This window comes from Micromonospora echinofusca, assembly GCF_900091445.1.
Classification (GTDB): domain Bacteria; phylum Actinomycetota; class Actinomycetes; order Mycobacteriales; family Micromonosporaceae; genus Micromonospora; species Micromonospora echinofusca.
The window spans coordinates 988,380-1,002,791 of the sequence record NZ_LT607733.1 but is presented as its reverse complement, the minus strand read 5'-3'; the positions used below and the strand labels follow the sequence as shown (position 1 = coordinate 1,002,791).

The 14,412-nt window shown below is 74.1% G+C and carries 14 protein-coding genes and 2 pseudogenes; 2 read left to right on the top strand and 14 right to left on the bottom strand.

Annotation, left to right across the window (positions count from 1 at the left end; all coding sequences use genetic code 11):
- Positions 1 to 203 precede the first annotated feature (203 nt).
- The 4 genes from GA0070610_RS04665 to GA0070610_RS04650 form a co-directional block, all read right to left on the bottom strand.
- Positions 204 to 491 carry a GlsB/YeaQ/YmgE family stress response membrane protein gene (locus GA0070610_RS04665; RefSeq protein WP_088998878.1) on the bottom strand — a complete coding sequence of 96 codons (288 nt, stop codon included), beginning with the start codon at positions 489 to 491 and terminating at the stop codon, positions 204 to 206.
- A gap of 270 nt (positions 492 to 761) precedes the next feature.
- Positions 762 to 1,049 (bottom strand): GlsB/YeaQ/YmgE family stress response membrane protein, encoded by a 288-nt coding sequence (locus GA0070610_RS04660; protein WP_088998878.1) that lies wholly within the window; start codon positions 1,047 to 1,049, stop codon positions 762 to 764.
- A 335-nt stretch (positions 1,050 to 1,384) separates the two neighbouring features.
- The gene (gene lepA, locus GA0070610_RS04655; protein WP_088998877.1) at positions 1,385 to 3,262 is read right to left on the bottom strand and encodes a translation elongation factor 4; all 1,878 of its coding nucleotides are present in this window, start codon (positions 3,260 to 3,262) and stop codon (positions 1,385 to 1,387) included.
- A 167-nt stretch (positions 3,263 to 3,429) separates the two neighbouring features.
- On the bottom strand, positions 3,430 to 3,966 hold the full coding sequence (locus tag GA0070610_RS04650; RefSeq protein ID WP_088998876.1) for a DUF4240 domain-containing protein: 537 nt from the start codon (positions 3,964 to 3,966) through the stop codon (positions 3,430 to 3,432).
- A gap of 196 nt (positions 3,967 to 4,162) precedes the next feature.
- Here GA0070610_RS04650 and GA0070610_RS04645 point away from each other — a divergent pair, with 196 nt between their 5' ends.
- Together GA0070610_RS04645 and rpsT are read left to right on the top strand one after the other, a co-directional pair.
- Positions 4,163 to 5,149 (top strand): phosphotransferase, encoded by a 987-nt coding sequence (locus GA0070610_RS04645; RefSeq protein WP_088998875.1) that lies wholly within the window; start codon positions 4,163 to 4,165, stop codon positions 5,147 to 5,149.
- 144 nt (positions 5,150 to 5,293) lie between these two features.
- Entirely contained in the window at positions 5,294 to 5,560 is a 267-nt protein-coding gene (rpsT, locus tag GA0070610_RS04640; RefSeq protein WP_088998874.1) for a 30S ribosomal protein S20, read from the top strand.
- Positions 5,561 to 5,876: 316 nt separating this feature from the next.
- Here the strand turns inward: rpsT and GA0070610_RS04635 are convergent, their stop codons facing one another.
- From GA0070610_RS04635 to nadD, 10 genes and pseudogenes are all read right to left on the bottom strand, one after another.
- The gene (locus GA0070610_RS04635) at positions 5,877 to 6,398 is read right to left on the bottom strand and encodes a hypothetical protein (protein WP_231925909.1); all 522 of its coding nucleotides are present in this window, start codon (positions 6,396 to 6,398) and stop codon (positions 5,877 to 5,879) included.
- Positions 6,395 to 7,375, bottom strand: a complete 981-nt coding sequence (gene holA / locus GA0070610_RS04630) for a DNA polymerase III subunit delta (protein ID WP_088998873.1) — start codon at positions 7,373 to 7,375, stop codon at positions 6,395 to 6,397. The genes GA0070610_RS04635 and holA overlap by 4 nt, the downstream gene beginning before the upstream one ends.
- 123 nt (positions 7,376 to 7,498) lie before the next feature.
- Positions 7,499 to 9,828 (bottom strand): annotated as a pseudogene (locus GA0070610_RS04625) (ComEC/Rec2 family competence protein).
- Positions 9,829 to 9,839: 11 nt separating this feature from the next.
- Positions 9,840 to 10,646 (bottom strand): ComEA family DNA-binding protein, encoded by an 807-nt coding sequence (locus GA0070610_RS04620; protein WP_449288796.1) that lies wholly within the window; start codon positions 10,644 to 10,646, stop codon positions 9,840 to 9,842.
- Between the two features lie 444 nt (positions 10,647 to 11,090).
- Positions 11,091 to 11,432, bottom strand: a complete 342-nt coding sequence (locus GA0070610_RS31760; protein WP_331716498.1) for a mycothiol transferase — start codon at positions 11,430 to 11,432, stop codon at positions 11,091 to 11,093.
- Between the two features lie 107 nt (positions 11,433 to 11,539).
- Positions 11,540 to 11,668: pseudogene (locus GA0070610_RS31755) on the bottom strand (mycothiol transferase); the annotation flags it as partial.
- A 75-nt stretch (positions 11,669 to 11,743) separates the two neighbouring features.
- The gene (locus GA0070610_RS04610) at positions 11,744 to 12,604 is read right to left on the bottom strand and encodes a DegV family protein (RefSeq protein ID WP_088998872.1); all 861 of its coding nucleotides are present in this window, start codon (positions 12,602 to 12,604) and stop codon (positions 11,744 to 11,746) included.
- Between the two features lie 39 nt (positions 12,605 to 12,643).
- Positions 12,644 to 13,273 carry a histidine phosphatase family protein gene (locus GA0070610_RS04605; RefSeq protein WP_088998871.1) on the bottom strand — a complete coding sequence of 210 codons (630 nt, stop codon included), beginning with the start codon at positions 13,271 to 13,273 and terminating at the stop codon, positions 12,644 to 12,646.
- Complete coding sequence (gene rsfS / locus GA0070610_RS04600) at positions 13,270 to 13,680, bottom strand: ribosome silencing factor (RefSeq protein ID WP_088998870.1); 411 nt, start codon at positions 13,678 to 13,680, stop codon at positions 13,270 to 13,272. The genes GA0070610_RS04605 and rsfS overlap by 4 nt, the downstream gene beginning before the upstream one ends.
- A 110-nt stretch (positions 13,681 to 13,790) precedes the next feature.
- Positions 13,791 to 14,387 carry a nicotinate-nucleotide adenylyltransferase gene (gene nadD / locus GA0070610_RS04595; protein WP_088998869.1) on the bottom strand — a complete coding sequence of 199 codons (597 nt, stop codon included), beginning with the start codon at positions 14,385 to 14,387 and terminating at the stop codon, positions 13,791 to 13,793.
- Positions 14,388 to 14,412: the final 25 nt, after the last annotated feature.

Here is a 14,412-nt window from a genome sequence, read left to right as displayed (position 1 = left end):
CACTAACCTTCTCCGCCGCACCTTAGTAGGAAAAATTCCTTTACGACAGTGGGCGGTCGGCGGAAGAGAGGCGACGGTACCGCAGCGGATCGATCACGCGCGGCCCGGCGCGGGGGTGAAACCGGGCGCACCGAGACCATCCGGGCGCACACGAAACGGGCGCCCGACCTGTGCGGTCGGACGCCCGTCGAGCGGTACGGGGACTACCGGTGGGTAACGCTGCGACGACGACCCACACCGGCCACCAGGGCCACCGCGATCGCGGCCAGCACCACCTGGACCAGCAGCTCGCCCCAGTCGATGCCGGCGGTCGAAGTGGCGATACCCATCGCCCGAGCCAGCACGGTGCCCAGCAGCGCGGCGCCCACACCGATCAGCATGTGCAGCCACATCGGCATGTTCTGGCGGCCCGGCACGAGCAGGCGACCCAGAGCGCCGACAATGAGACCAACGATGAGCGCGGTGACGATGCCCCAAACGGTGAGCTCCATGTCGCCCTCCTCCTTGAAAGAATCAGTTCCACTGTCCGTGGTGTTCCTGTCGTGACCGCTTAGTTCCCGACCGCTCGAAAATCCAAACCGACTTTCCGGGGCACCGTTCCGACGGGCGCCCGGACCGGACTTCCGGCACGGCCGCGACGACGCTCCGGCCGACCGGAGACCGGGCGCACGCGCGCCCCGGAACCCCCGCGACGGGACCCGGGCGTACGCGAAACGGGCGCCCGACCTGTGCGGTCGGACGCCCGTCGAGCGGTACGGGGACTACCGGTGGGTAACGCTGCGACGACGACCCACACCGGCCACCAGGGCCACCGCGATCGCGGCCAGCACCACCTGGACCAGCAGCTCGCCCCAGTCGATGCCGGCGGTCGAAGTGGCGATACCCATCGCCCGAGCCAGCACGGTGCCCAGCAGCGCGGCGCCCACACCGATCAGCATGTGCAGCCACATCGGCATGTTCTGGCGGCCCGGCACGAGCAGGCGACCCAGAGCGCCGACGATAAGACCAACGATGAGCGCGGTGACGATGCCCCAAACGGTGAGCTCCACGTCGCCCTCCTCCTTCTAAAAGAATCAGTTCCACTGTCCGTGGTGTTCCTGTCGTGACCGCTAAGTTCCCGACCCGCCAAAAACCCAAACCGGTTCGATCGAGGAGGACGACGTCGTACGTCAATGGCGCACCGCGTGTCGAATGGCCCCGGGCGATCATCCGCGCAGGTCGCGCCCTTACCTGCGGTGGGTTGCGGCGGGGCCGCCGGGGCCGGAAAAAACCTTCGACGCGAACGGCCGGTGCCCCGGCCGGGCGGGACCACCGAGGGGTCCGCAGCCCGGCCGGGGCACCGGCCGTCGTACGTCGTCCTGCGCCGGCCGCCACCGGCGGCGGGTCACTTCTTGCCGGTCGCCTTGGCGTCGCCGGAGTCGGAGGAGAGCGCGGCGATGAAGGCCTCCTGCGGGACCTCCACCCGGCCCACCATCTTCATCCGCTTCTTGCCCTCCTTCTGCTTCTCCAGCAGCTTGCGCTTACGGCTGATGTCACCGCCGTAGCACTTGGCGAGCACGTCCTTGCGGATCGCCCGGATGGTCTCCCGGGCGATCACCCGGCTGCCGATCGCCGCCTGGATCGGCACCTCGAACTGCTGGCGCGGGATCAGGTTGCGCAGCTTCGCGGCGATGGTGACGCCGTAGTTGTACGCCTTGTCCTTGTGCACGATCGCGCTGAACGCGTCCACCGGCTCGCCGTGCAGCAGGATGTCGACCTTCACCAGGTCGGACGCCTGCTCCCCGGAGGGCTCGTAGTCCAACGAGGCGTAGCCCTTGGTGCGGCTCTTCAACTGGTCGAAGAAGTCGAAGATGATCTCCGCGAGGGGCAGCGTGTAGCGCAGTTCCACCCGGTCGGCGGAGAGGTAGTCCATGCCGAGCAGGCTGCCCCGGCGGCCCTGGCAGAGCTCCATCACCGCGCCGACGTAGTCGTTCGGGGTGAGCACCGTGGCGCGCACGACCGGCTCGTACACCTCGGCGATCTTGCCCGTGGGGTACTCGCTCGGGTTGGTCACGACGATCTCCTCGCCGTCCTCGGTGATGGCCCGGTAGACCACGTTCGGGGCGGTGGAGATGAGGTCGAGGTTGTACTCCCGCTCCAGCCGCTCCCGGATGATCTCCAGGTGCAGCAGGCCGAGGAAGCCGCAGCGGAAGCCGAAGCCGAGCGCGCCCGACGTCTCGGGCTCGTAGTCGAGCGCGGCGTCGTTGAGCTTGAGCTTGTCGAGCGCCTCGCGCAGGTTGGGGTAGTCGGAGCCGTCGATCGGGTAGAGGCCCGAGTAGACCATCGGCTTCGGGTCCTTGTAGCCCCCGAGCGCCTCCTTCGCCGGCCGGGAGTTGATGGTGATGGTGTCACCGACGCGGGACTGGCGGACGTCCTTCACGCCGGTGATCAGGTAGCCCACCTCGCCGACGCCGAGCGCGTCGGCCTTCACCATCTCCGGCGAGATGACGCCGATCTCCAACAGCTCGTGCACGGCGGCGGTGGACATCATCTTGATCCGGTCGCGGGCGCTGATCCGCCCGTCGATGACCCGGACGTAGGTGACCACGCCCCGGTAGACGTCGTAGACCGAGTCGAAGATCATGGCGCGGGCGGGCGCCGCCGCGTCGCCGACCGGGGGCTTGAACTGCCGGACGATCTCGTCGAGCAGGTACGGCACACCCTCGCCGGTCTTACCGGAGACCCGGATGCAGTCCGCCGGGTCGCCACCGATGAGGTGGGCCAGCTCCTCGGCGTACTTCTCCGGCTGGGCTGCCGGCAGGTCGATCTTGTTGAGCACCGGGATGATGTGCAGGTCGTTCTCGAGCGCCAGGTAGAGGTTCGCCAGGGTCTGCGCCTCGATGCCCTGGGCGGCGTCGACCAGCAGGATCGCGCCCTCGCAGGCGGCCAGCGACCGGGACACCTCGTAGGTGAAGTCGACGTGGCCCGGAGTGTCGATCATGTTGAGCACGGCGGCCTCGCCGGCCCGGTCGCCCTCGCGGATGGTCCAGGGCATCCGGACGGCCTGGCTCTTGATCGTGATGCCGCGCTCGCGCTCGATGTCCATCCGGTCGAGGTACTGCGCACGCATCTGCCGGGGGTCGACCACGCCGGTGAGCTGCAACATCCGGTCGGCCAGGGTCGACTTCCCGTGGTCGATGTGGGCGATGATGCAGAAGTTCCGGATGCGCGCCGGGTCGGTGGCACCAGGAGCGTTCGCGCCGGAATCGAGCGTCGGTGGCACAGCGGTCCGTTCTGGTCGGCTGACGTGAGCGGGCCGGCACGACACCGGCCCCCTCTATGCTCCCACGTCGCCGCCGCGCGTCCGCTGTGCGGGCGATCCCCGCCGCCGGGAGCACCCCGGCAACGCCGCCCCGCCCCGGATCACGCCGACCGGTGCGGGCCCGGCCGTCACTCGGCGGGCGGCTCGACGAAGAGGGCGGCGAGCTTCGGCAGCCGCCGTTTCGCCTCCTCCTCGTCGTCGAAGTCCCAGAAGTCGTTCAGGTCCGGCACCGGCACCGGCGCCGGGTCCGCCGGCATCTCGGCGGCGGTGGCCCGCCGGTACGCGTCCCACGGCACCGCGAGCATCTGTGCGGCCGAGAACTCCTCACCGCTGAGCGAGGCAGCCCTGACCTGCGGCAACGCGGCCAGCGAGTCCGGGTCGGCGACGGCGCGCGCGAAGACCTCCCGGCCCTGGGTCATCAGCCAGCCCCGGAAGTGGTGGAAGCCCTCGTCGGACACGCCACCGTTGATGAGGTAGGCGGCGCCCCAGAGGTCGACCCGGTGCGAGGCCGACAGCACCCGCGCCTGGTGGCGGGCGTACCCGACGATGTCCTCCGGGTCGCGCTCGGCGAGCAGGGCGACGGCCCGCGCGGCGACCGCGTGCGGCTCTCCGCCGCCGTCGGCCCGGGCCCGGTCGATCAACTGCCAGAAGTCGTCGGTCCTCATGGCCTGGCAGTCTGGCAGACCGCGCCGCCGCCCCCGTCCCGCCACGGCACCACCCGGCGGGTCGCGGGCTCCGGGGCCGTGCCGGCGCGGTGCGACGGGCGGCGGGCGGCCCGGCGGCGTGACCTGACGCGCGGGCACCGGACGCCGGGGCGGTGCGGTGGGTGCGGCGCGGCGGGCGGCCCGGCAGCATGGTGGCGTGACGTCGCCGTCCCCGCCTCCCGTGCCGTACCACGCGACCGCCCACCGGCCGCCGTGGGCGACGCTGCCGGCGGCGCTGCGTACCGCCATCGGCGAGCGGCTCGGCGCGCCCGTGGTCGCCGCGCGGGTCGCCGGGGCCGGCTTCACCCGCGGCTTCGCCGCCGTGCTCCGCACCGCCGCCGGCGACCGGGCCTTCGTGAAGGCCGCAGCCACCGCCGAGCATCCGCGACTGGTCGACTGGTACGCCCGGGAGGCCGCGATCCTCGACCGGCTCCCGGCCGGGCTGCCGGCGCCCCGCCCCCGGTGGACGCTGTACGAGGCCGGCTGGTTCGCGCTCTGCCTCGACGCCGTCGACGGGCACACGCCCCGGCTGCCCTGGGACGCGGCCGAGCTGGCCGCGACCCTGACCGGGTACGCCGACGTCGCCGCCGCGCTGGCCGGCGCCCCGGCCGAACTGCTCGGGCTCGGGCCGCCCCACCTCGCCGACCTGGCCCGCGACGACATCCTCTGGTGGGGCGAGGTGGCCGCCGGCCGGGAGCCGGCCCCGCCGCTCCCCGCGCCCGTCCGGGACCGCCTGCCCGATCTGGTCGCGCTGGAGTCCCGCCTCCCGGCGTACGCCGCCGGCGCGACCGGCCTGATCCACGGCGACCTGCGGCTGGACAACGTGCTCATCGACGGGGCGGGACGGGCCTGGTTCTGCGACTGGACGTGGCTCTGCCGGGGGCCGGCCTGGTTCGACCTGGTCACCCTGCTGCTCACCGCGTACGCCGACGGCCTCGACGCCGACGCGCTCTTCGCCCGGCACCCGGCGGCTGCGGGCGCGCCCCCCGACGCGCTGGACGCCACCCTCGCCGCCCTGTCCGGCTACTTCCTCACCACCGCCGCCTCGACGCCGCGGACCGCGTCGCCGCACCTGCCGGCGCACCAGCGGTGGAGCGGCGAACAGTCACTCGGCTGGCTCGCCCGGCGGCAGGGCTGGACCTGAGCGGAAGCCCGCCGGCCAGGGCGGAGACCGAGCCGTTTTGGCTCGTCCCGGGCGACCTGGTAACCTGGCTCTTCGCGCAGCGATGACGCATGCTCGTCGCGCGCGGAAGCAGACCAACCCGAGCTATCAAGACGAGGCTGTCGCGTGGCGAACATCAAGTCCCAGATCAAGCGCAACCGGCAGAACGAGAAGCGCCGGCTGCGTAACAAGTCGGTCAAGTCGTCGCTGAAGACCGCCGTCCGGAAGTTCAACGAGGCTGCTGAGGCCGGTGACGTCGAGAAGGCCACCATCCTCATGCGCGACGCCTCGCGCAAGCTGGACAAGGCGGTCAGCAAGGGCGTGATCCACTCGAACCAGGCCGCGAACCGCAAGTCCGCGATCGCCAAGCGCGTGGTGTCGCTCTCCGCCTGACGAGGCGACCTGAAGACCTGACCGGAAGCCCCGGGCACGACCCGGGGCTTCCGGCTGTCTGCGTTCCACGCCGCTCCCGCTGGTCCTGACGGTGCGCTGCGCTGCGGATGTGCCGTCGTTTCGCACGCCAGATCTTGGCGGAAACGGGCCCCCATCAGGGCCGTTTCCTTCCAAGATCTCAAGCGGGGCGACCCCGGGCGCTCCTTGCAAGGCCTCAGGCGGGGCGTCGCCGGGTGGGCCATCGGACTGCGGGCACCCAGCGGTCGCCAGGTCGGTCGTCGCGTGCCGTGCCCGACCTTCGGCCGGCGGCCGGGCGTCAGCCCAGCGGATCCGGGTGGGCGCGCTGCGGGCCGAACTCGGCGTCCGCGCGGCCACCGTCCCGCTCCCCCGTGCCGTGCCGCGGGTGCGGCTGCACCTGTCGGTCGCCCACGACCCGGGCGCCGCGCGGCGCCGACGACACGGTGACGACGACGCCCGGCACGCTGTGCCTGACCCAGTCGACCCTGGCCCGCCCGACCACGGGCTCCATCTGCTGACGGAAGCGGTCCCGTTCCTGCTCGGGTACGAGGGCGGCGGACCGGACCACCGCCGCAGCCACCATGTCGTTGAGCTTCACCATCGCGGCCACCGTGGCGGGCAGGATGAGCACCGCCCACCAGGTGACCAACTCGGCGAGGGCGAGCAGCGCGGCGAGCGCGACGGCGCCCTCGAAGAAGAGGAAGCAGAGCACCCCGCCCGGGTTGACGAAACGCAGCCCGAGTACGCGCGCGTAGAGCGGACGGTAACGCTCCTCGTCGGCGGGGATCGTGGCCCACGAGCCGCGGGGCGATCCACTCACCGGGCGCCACCCTGCCGGGCGGCGGCGACCGAGAAGACGGCCCGCTCCAGCGCGTACGCGCGGTCGTCGGAGCCGCCCTTGACGGCCGCGTTGCACTCGGCGGCGGCCCGCATCGCCTGGACCAGTCCCTCGGGCGTCCAGCCACGGGCCCGCTGCTGGGCGGACCTGATCTTCCACGCCGGCATGCCGAGGGTGCTCGCCAACTGGAAGGGGTCGCCCCGCCCGGCGGACGCGACCCGGGCCACGGTGCGGACGCCGTCGGCGATGGCGTCGGCGATCGGCACCGGGTCGACCCCCACGTGCAGCGCCCAGCGCAGCGCCTCCAGCGCCGCGGGCACGTCGCCCACCATGGCGGCGTCGGCGACGGTGAAGCCGGTCACCTCGACCCGGCCCCGGTAGTAGCGGGAGACCGTGTCGGCGCCGATCCGGCCGTCGGTGTCGGCCATCAGCTGGGAGCAGGCGGCGGCCAGCTCGCGCAGGTCGTTGCCGACCGCTGCGATCAGCGCCTCGGCGGCGTCGTCGGTGCACTTACCGCCGGCCCGGCGGATCTCGTCGCGGACGAAGGCCACCCGCTCACGGTGCCCCTTCAGCTTGGCCGCCGGCACCACCGTCGCGCCGGCCGCCTTCAGCCCGTCGGCGAACGCCTTGCCCTTGGCCGCGCCGAGGTGCAGCACGACCAGCTGCACGTCCGGGTCGGGGTTCTTCGCGTACGCCAGCAGGGCCGCCACCAGGTCCTTGCGGGCGTCCTGGCCGGCGCGCAGCACCAGCACCCGCCGCCCACCGAAGAGGGAGGGGCTGAGCATCTCGGCGATCTCGCCGACGAGGAGCGCGCCGGCCTGGTATTCGCGGACGTCCACGTCGGGGTCGACGGCGCGCGCCTTGGCGACGGCTTCGGTGACCGCGCGCGTGGCGAGCAGCTCCTCGTCGCCGAGGACGAGCAGAATAGGAGCGAGGCTGGCGGCGGTCACGCCGCCCATATTCGCACGGCCGGCGGCCTGATCCAGTCTGCTCGTCGGCACTCCGGCGGCGGAGCCCGCACTCAGTGCAAATCCAGACATTCACCTCAATCCACCGCTAAAGCCGATAATCGGCATCGATTTCTACGGCTGCCTGCCGGGCGGCGTGCCGCGCGTCACCACCCCGAGGCCGGCCCCGCCGAGCACCGCCGCCACGTCCCCCTCCGTGTCGGTACGCAGCACCCGCGCCCCGCCCCGGGCCAGCCGCCCGAGCACCGCCGGATTGGGGTGCCCGTAGGTGTTGCCCGTCCCCACCGGCACGAGGGCGATCCGGGGCCGGACCGCGTCCAGGAAGGCCGGGTCCTGGTAGGCCGATCCGTGGTGCGCGACCTTCAACACTTCGGCCCGCAGCCCGCCCGGCGCCGTGTCGTCCAGCAGCGCCCGCTGCTCCTCGGTCTCGGCGTCCCCCGCGAGCAGGATCCGTACGCCGGAGACGGTGGCGAGCAGCATCAGCGAGTTGTTGTTGGGATCCGACCGGGTGCCCCGCAACGGACGGGACGGGCCGATGACGGTGAACTCGACGCCACCCTCCCGGTACCGCCAGCCGGCCGCGCCCGCCAGAACGTCGACGGAGTGCGCCGCGGCCTCGGCCAGGACCAGTCCCCGCCCGGCGGCGGGCTCCGGCCACTGCGGTGTGAGTACCGCGCCCACGGGCCGGTTCCGGAACACGCCCGCGACGCCGCCGGTGTGGTCGACGTGGAAGTGGCTGATGACCAGCAGCGCGACCTCCCGTACGCCCAGCCGCCGCAGGCAGCCGTCCGCCGCCCCCGGGTCCGGCCCGGCGTCGACGACCACCGCCCGGCCGGCCGCCACCGGCAGCACCACGGTGTCGCCCTGGCCGACCGCGCAGGCGGCGACCACCCACCCGGCCGGGGGCCAGCCGGGGGCGGCCAGTCGTACGGGCAGCGTGCCGGCCACCACGGCGACGACGACCACCGCCACCAACCGGCGGACCACCGGGTGCCGGGTGGCGACGAGCAGCGCGACGGTCAGCCCGGTGAGCAGCAGGGCGCCCGTCGCTCCGCCCGGCCACGGCAGCGTGCCCGCCGGCAGCCGCGCCCCGTGCCGTGCCACCGTGACCAGCCACCAGGCCGGCCAGCTGGCCAGCCACGCGAGGAACTCCGCCCCGGCCGGCCAGAGGGGCGACACCGCCGCCGCCAGCACACCGAGCACCGTGGCGGGCGCGATGGCCGGCACCGCGAGCAGGTTCGCCGGCACCGCGACCAGGCTCACCGTGCCCGAGATCCCGGCCACCACCGGGGCGCAGGCGAGCTGCGCGGCGGCCGGTACGGCCAACGCCTCGGCGAGCCCGGCCGGCACCCCCCGACGCCGCAGCCCGTCGCGCCACCTCGGGGCGAGCAGCAGCAGGCCGCCGGTGGCGAGCACGGAGAGCGCGAAACCGGCGTCGCCGGCCAGCTCCGGGTCGACCAGCACCAGCACGGCCACCCCGGCGGAGAGGGCGGGCAGCGCCGCCCGGGGGCGCCCGGCCGCCAACGCGGCCAGCCCGATGGCGCCCATGGTGGCGGCCCGCACCACGCTCGGCGAGGGCCGGACCAGGATGACGAAGCCCACCAGGGCCAGCCCGCAGAGCCCGGCGGCCAGCCACGGCCCGGCCCGTGCCCAGCGGGCCAGCAGCAGCACCGCCCCGACGACGATGGCCACGTTGGAGCCGGAGACCGCGTTCAGGTGGGTCATGCCGGTGGCGAGGAAGTCCTCCTCCACCGTGGGCGGCAGCCGGCTCGTGTCGCCGACCACCAGGCCGGGCAGCAGCCCGCCCTGCTCGTCGGGGAGCGGCACGCAGGCGCGTTGCAGACCGGCGCGCAACGACCCGGCGGCCCGCTGCGGCGACGGGGCGGCCCCGTGCGGCGATGGCGGGCCGGCAGCGCTCAGCACCGCCGCCAGCCGGGATCGGTGGCGAGGACCAGCACGCGGGCGGGGGTGGCGACCCGCCGCCCGTCCGGGCCGGTGAACCCGGTCAGCTCGGCCGGCACGAGCAGGGTGGCCGGACGCCCGGCGACGCCGCGTACGGGACGGGGGTCGTCGCGGACGACCAGCTCGGCGGTGACGGTGGCGCGCTCCTCGACCAGGGCGCGGACCGGTCCGGCGTCGCGGACGGACAGCCGGGCGGCGGTCGCCGCCGCGCCGCAGACCACGCCGAGCAGCACGGCGACGGCGATCCAGCCGTACCGCCGGACGGGGCCGGCCGGCCGCCCGAGGACGCCCGACAGGTGCAGCCCGCCCAGCCCTGCCGCGCCGGCAGCCACCGCCGCCAGCAGCAGGGTCCGGCCGACGGTCAGGTGCAGCCCGGCCAACGCCGCGAGCCAGGTGGCCACCGCCAGGCCGGCCAACCGCAGGTCGATGGCCGCCGCGGACCGCTCACCCCCGGCGGCCTCGGGGCCGGACGGGCCGGGCACGCCGCGCGCCGTCACACCGTCACCAGGTCCTTGAGCTGCTCGTAGCGGGCGTCGCCGATGCCGTCGACCTGGCGCAGGTCGCCGACCGAGCGGAAGCCGCCCTGCTGGTCGCGGTGGGTGAGGATGCGCTGGGCGAGCACCGGCCCGACGCCCGGCAGCGCGTCGAGCTGCGCCAGCGTCGCGGTGTTGAGGTTGAGCCGGCCCCCGGCGCCAAGGGCTCCGGGGGCACCGCCGGGCGCCGCCCCGGGCGGGGAGGCCGCGCCCGGCGGCGCGGTGACGCCGACCAGGATCAGTTCCCCGTCGGTGACCTTGCGGGCCGGATTGAGCAGGGCGACGTCCACCCCGGGCAGCGCCCCGCCGGCCGCCGCCAGGGCGTCGGCGACCCGGGCGCCGGCCGGCACCCGGACCAGCCCGGGGCGGCGTACCTTCCCGGCGACCGCGACGACCAGCTCTCCGGCGGCGGTGGCGGCCGGCTCCGCGAGGCCGGTCACCGCAGCCCCGGACGCCTCCGCCGTGGCCACCGGACTGACCGGCTCGGTCTGCGGCCGGGACCGCCAGGCCCAGAAGCCGGCCCCGAGCACCACCAGCACCGCGACGACGGCCAGCGCCCGCACCCCCCGCCGGCCCGGGTCGAACGCCCCCGGCCCCGGCAACCGGGACGCCGTCCCCGGGGCGCGGGCCGGCGGGTCGGGCGCCGGCAGCGCCGCCGCGCCGGCTGGCGACGCCGGTGTGCGGGGCGGCAGCGCCACGACCGGCTCCGCGGCCGGGCCCGGCCGGTCGACGGACAACCCCACGGGCCTCCGATGATCGCCGGTCAGCCCGGCCGGCCCCTGACGGTCGTCGGACGGTACGGCGGGTTCGCCGGGCCATTCCAGGGGATCGGCGGGCCCGCCGGGATGCGCCCGTACGGCGCTCGACGGCCGGCCCGCCACCAGCCGGCGCAGCCGTTCCCGGACCACCGTCTCCTCGTCTTCTGGCACGACGCGAAGCTAGGTCCGCGAGCCCGGGGCGCGCGGCCGGCCGGGGGCCGGCTGTGGATGACGGCGCCGCTTGTGGACAACCGCCTGATCATGCACGCGATGTGCTAGGGCGGCGAAGAACCACAGCTCAGCCAGGGTGTAGCGCCCGAAGCCCACCGCTGGCGCGGCGAAGAGGATGCGCATCGGGACCGGGACGGCTCGCCTGCCCCCGTCGACGCGCCTTCTGCTGCGCGCCGGCCCGGTCCTCATCGCCGCCGTGCGACTGCCCGGAGCGACAGGAACCTAGGTGCCGCGGTTGCCGGCGTCGAGGGCGGCCTGCTCCACCCGCTGGCGGTGGTCCCGCCACCACGGCTCGTCGGCGGGTGGCAGATTGTCGTTCCTGGGCAGCAGCCCGGCCGCGCCGTCGATCAGCTCGCGCACGATGTCGGCGTGGCCGGCGTGCCGTTGTGTCTCGGCGACGACGTGGACCAGGACGCGGTGCAGTGTGACCGTCGCATCGCCCCACCACGGCACCCGGCCGACGTCGTCGAGCGCGAGGGCTTCGATGGTGGTGTCGGCGTGGGAGCTGGCGCGACGGTACAGGGCGACGATCTCTTCGCGGGTCTCGTCCGCGGTCGCCCACATGTCGGTGTTGGCCTCGGCGGCGTCGCCGCGACGTACGGCAGCTCCCGCTCGAACGGCCGGCCGAACACGACGCCGAGGTAGAGGATCTCCATCGCCGCCGCGTGCTTCACCAGACCGAGCAGGTTGGTTGCGGTCCGGGTCAGCGGGCGGCGGGCATCGTATTCGCTGAGCCCGTCGAGCTTCCACAGCAGCGCGTCCCGGCCGCCCCTGAGGTAACTGTGCAGGTCGTCCTTCATCGGGTCACGATGGCATCCGCTCGGGTGTCGGCGCTGCCCCGCGTGATCCACGGAGATCGTGAACGACAGGACGCCCTAGCCGCTGGCCGGCGGCCGGCGGTGCACGACGACGCAGGCCAGCCCGGGCCCGGCGTGCGCGGCGACGACCGCGCCGGCCTCCGAGACGTACGAGTCGTGCAGCCGGTCGCCCAGCCGGGCCCGCAGCGCCTCCAACAGCGCCTCGGCCCGCTGCGGCGCGGCGAGGTGGTGCACGGCCAGGTCGACGTCGGCGTCGCCGGCGGCCTCCACGGCCAGGTCGACCAGCCGCGCCACGCCCCGGCTGGCGGTACGCACCTTGTCCTTGAGCACGATCGCCCCGTCCGGCATGTGCATGATCGGCTTGACCGACAGGGCGGTGCCGAGCAGCGCCTCGGCGGCGCCGATCCGGCCGCCCCGGCGGAGGAACTCCAGCGTGTCGACGTAGAACCAGATGCTGGTACGGGCGATGGCGTCGACCGCGGCGTCGCGTACGCCCGACAGGTCCCCGCCCCGCTCGGCGGCCGTGGCGGCGGCGACGGCGGGGAAGCCGAGGCCCATGCCGGTCGAGCGGCTGTCGACTACGGCGACCCGGTCGTCGAAGCCGGCGGCGGCCAGCCGGGCGGCCTCGACGGTGCCGGAGAGCTCAGCCGACAGGTGCACCGAGACGATCCCGTCGGCGCCCGCGTCGAACAGCTCCCGGTACGTCCGGGCGAACTGCTCCGGCGCGGGGCGGGAGGTGCTCACGGAGACGCGCCGGCCGCCGAGCGCCCGGGTGGCGTCGGCCGGGGTGGTCTCCACCCCCTCCAGCCCTTCGGCGCCGTTGAGCACGACGGTCAGCGGCACCACCGTCAGCCGGTGGGCGCGTGGCAACTCGGGCGGAAGGTAGGCGGTGGAGTCGGTGACGACCGCGACGGGCATGCCCGGCACGCTAGCCGATGTGGCCGGGGAACGCCGGGGTCAGACCGGCTCGGTGGTGGCCGGCACACCGATCAGGCCGACGTTGTGGGCGCGCAGGTGCCAGCCCTGGGTGTCGTCGTGGCGCAGTTCCGTCCAGTGGCAGTTCTGCAGCGGACCGACGGTGCGCAGGACGGCGTGTTCCCAGCCGAGCAGGTGACCGCAGCCCTGGCGGGCCGCGCCGCCGTGGGTGGCCACCACCACGGTGCCGCCGGGCACGGCGTCGGCGGCGTCGGACAGGGCCGCGCCGACCCGCTTGCCGAGGTCGTCGAGGGTCTCGATGCCGGCGCCCGGGTCCGGGTCGCCGGCCCGCCAGCGGGCGAACTCGGCGGGGTGGCGCTCGGCGGCCTCGGCGCGGGCGAGCCCCTGCCACAACCCGAAGTGCCGTTCCCGCAGTCGCGGGTCGTTGCGCACCGGCAGCCCGGTCAGCGCGGCCAGTGCGGCGGCGGTGTCCGCCGCGCGGCTCAGGTCGCTGGACACGATGGCGTCCGGCCGCAGCCCGGCCAGCAGGGACGCGGCGTTGCGGGCCTGCTCGCGGCCCAGGTCGTTCAGCGGGACGTCGGTCTGCCCCTGCACGCGATTGGCGGCGTTCCAGTCGGTGTTGCCGTGCCGCCAGATGATCAGGCGGGTCATTCCGCGCTGGTGGAGCCGGTGCCGGACTCCGCGTCGACGAGGTCGCGGTCGACGAACGGGATCGTCGGGCAGTCCTTCCAGAGCCGGTCGAGGGCGTAGAACTCGCGCTCCTCGGTGTGCTGGACGTGCACCACGATGTCGACGTAGTCGAGCAGCACCCACCGGCCGCCCCGCTCGCCCTCGCGCCGGACCGGCTTGGCCTTCTCCGGCAGCTCGAGCAGCCGCTCCTCGATGGCATCGACGATGGCGAGCACCTGACGCTCGTTGGGAGCCGCGGCGAGCAGGAACGCGTCGGTGATGGCGAGCTGGTCGCCCACGTCGATGATGACGATGTCCTGCGCCTTCTTGTCGGCCGCGGCCTGGGCGGCGGCGAGAGCCAACTCGTGGGCGCGTTCGGAAATTGTCACCGTTCTCCTTCGATCAACCGTGCGATCCTCCAAGCGTCTCATACCCGGTGGAATCCCGACTCGTCAGTTCTGGCGCGTTACCCGCCCGGAACGCCCCTAACCGGGGCGAATCACGACTGATAGAGGCGCCGCTTGGCGATGTACTGCACCACACCGTCCGGCACCAGATACCAGACCGGCTCGCCCCGGGCGACCCGGGCCCGGCAGTCCGTGGACGAGATGGCCATGGCCGGGACCTGCACCAGGCTCACCGTGTCGGCCGGCAGGTGCGCGTCGGTCAGCTCGAAGCCCGGCCGGGTCACCCCGATGAAGTGGGCCAGCTCGAAGATCTCGTCCAGGTCCTTCCAGGAGAGGATCCGCTCCAGCGCGTCCGCTCCGGTGATGAAGTACAGCTGCACCTTCGGGCCGTACTCGGCGTGCAGGTCGCGCAGGGTGTCGACGGTGTAGGTGGGCCCGCCCCGGTCGATGTCGACACGGCTGACCTGGAAACGTGGGTTGGAGGCGGTGGCGATGACCGTCATCAGGTAGCGGTCCTCCGCCGGGCTGACCGGCTCGTCCGCCTTCTGCCACGGCTGGCCGGTGGGGACGAAGACCACCTCGTCCAGCCCGAACCGGTCCGCCACCTCGCTGGCCGCGACGAGGTGCCCGTGGTGGATCGGGTCGAAGGTGCCGCCCATGATCCCGACCCGCCGGATGTCTTCCTCCACCCCGCGATCCTAGGCCGGACGGAAC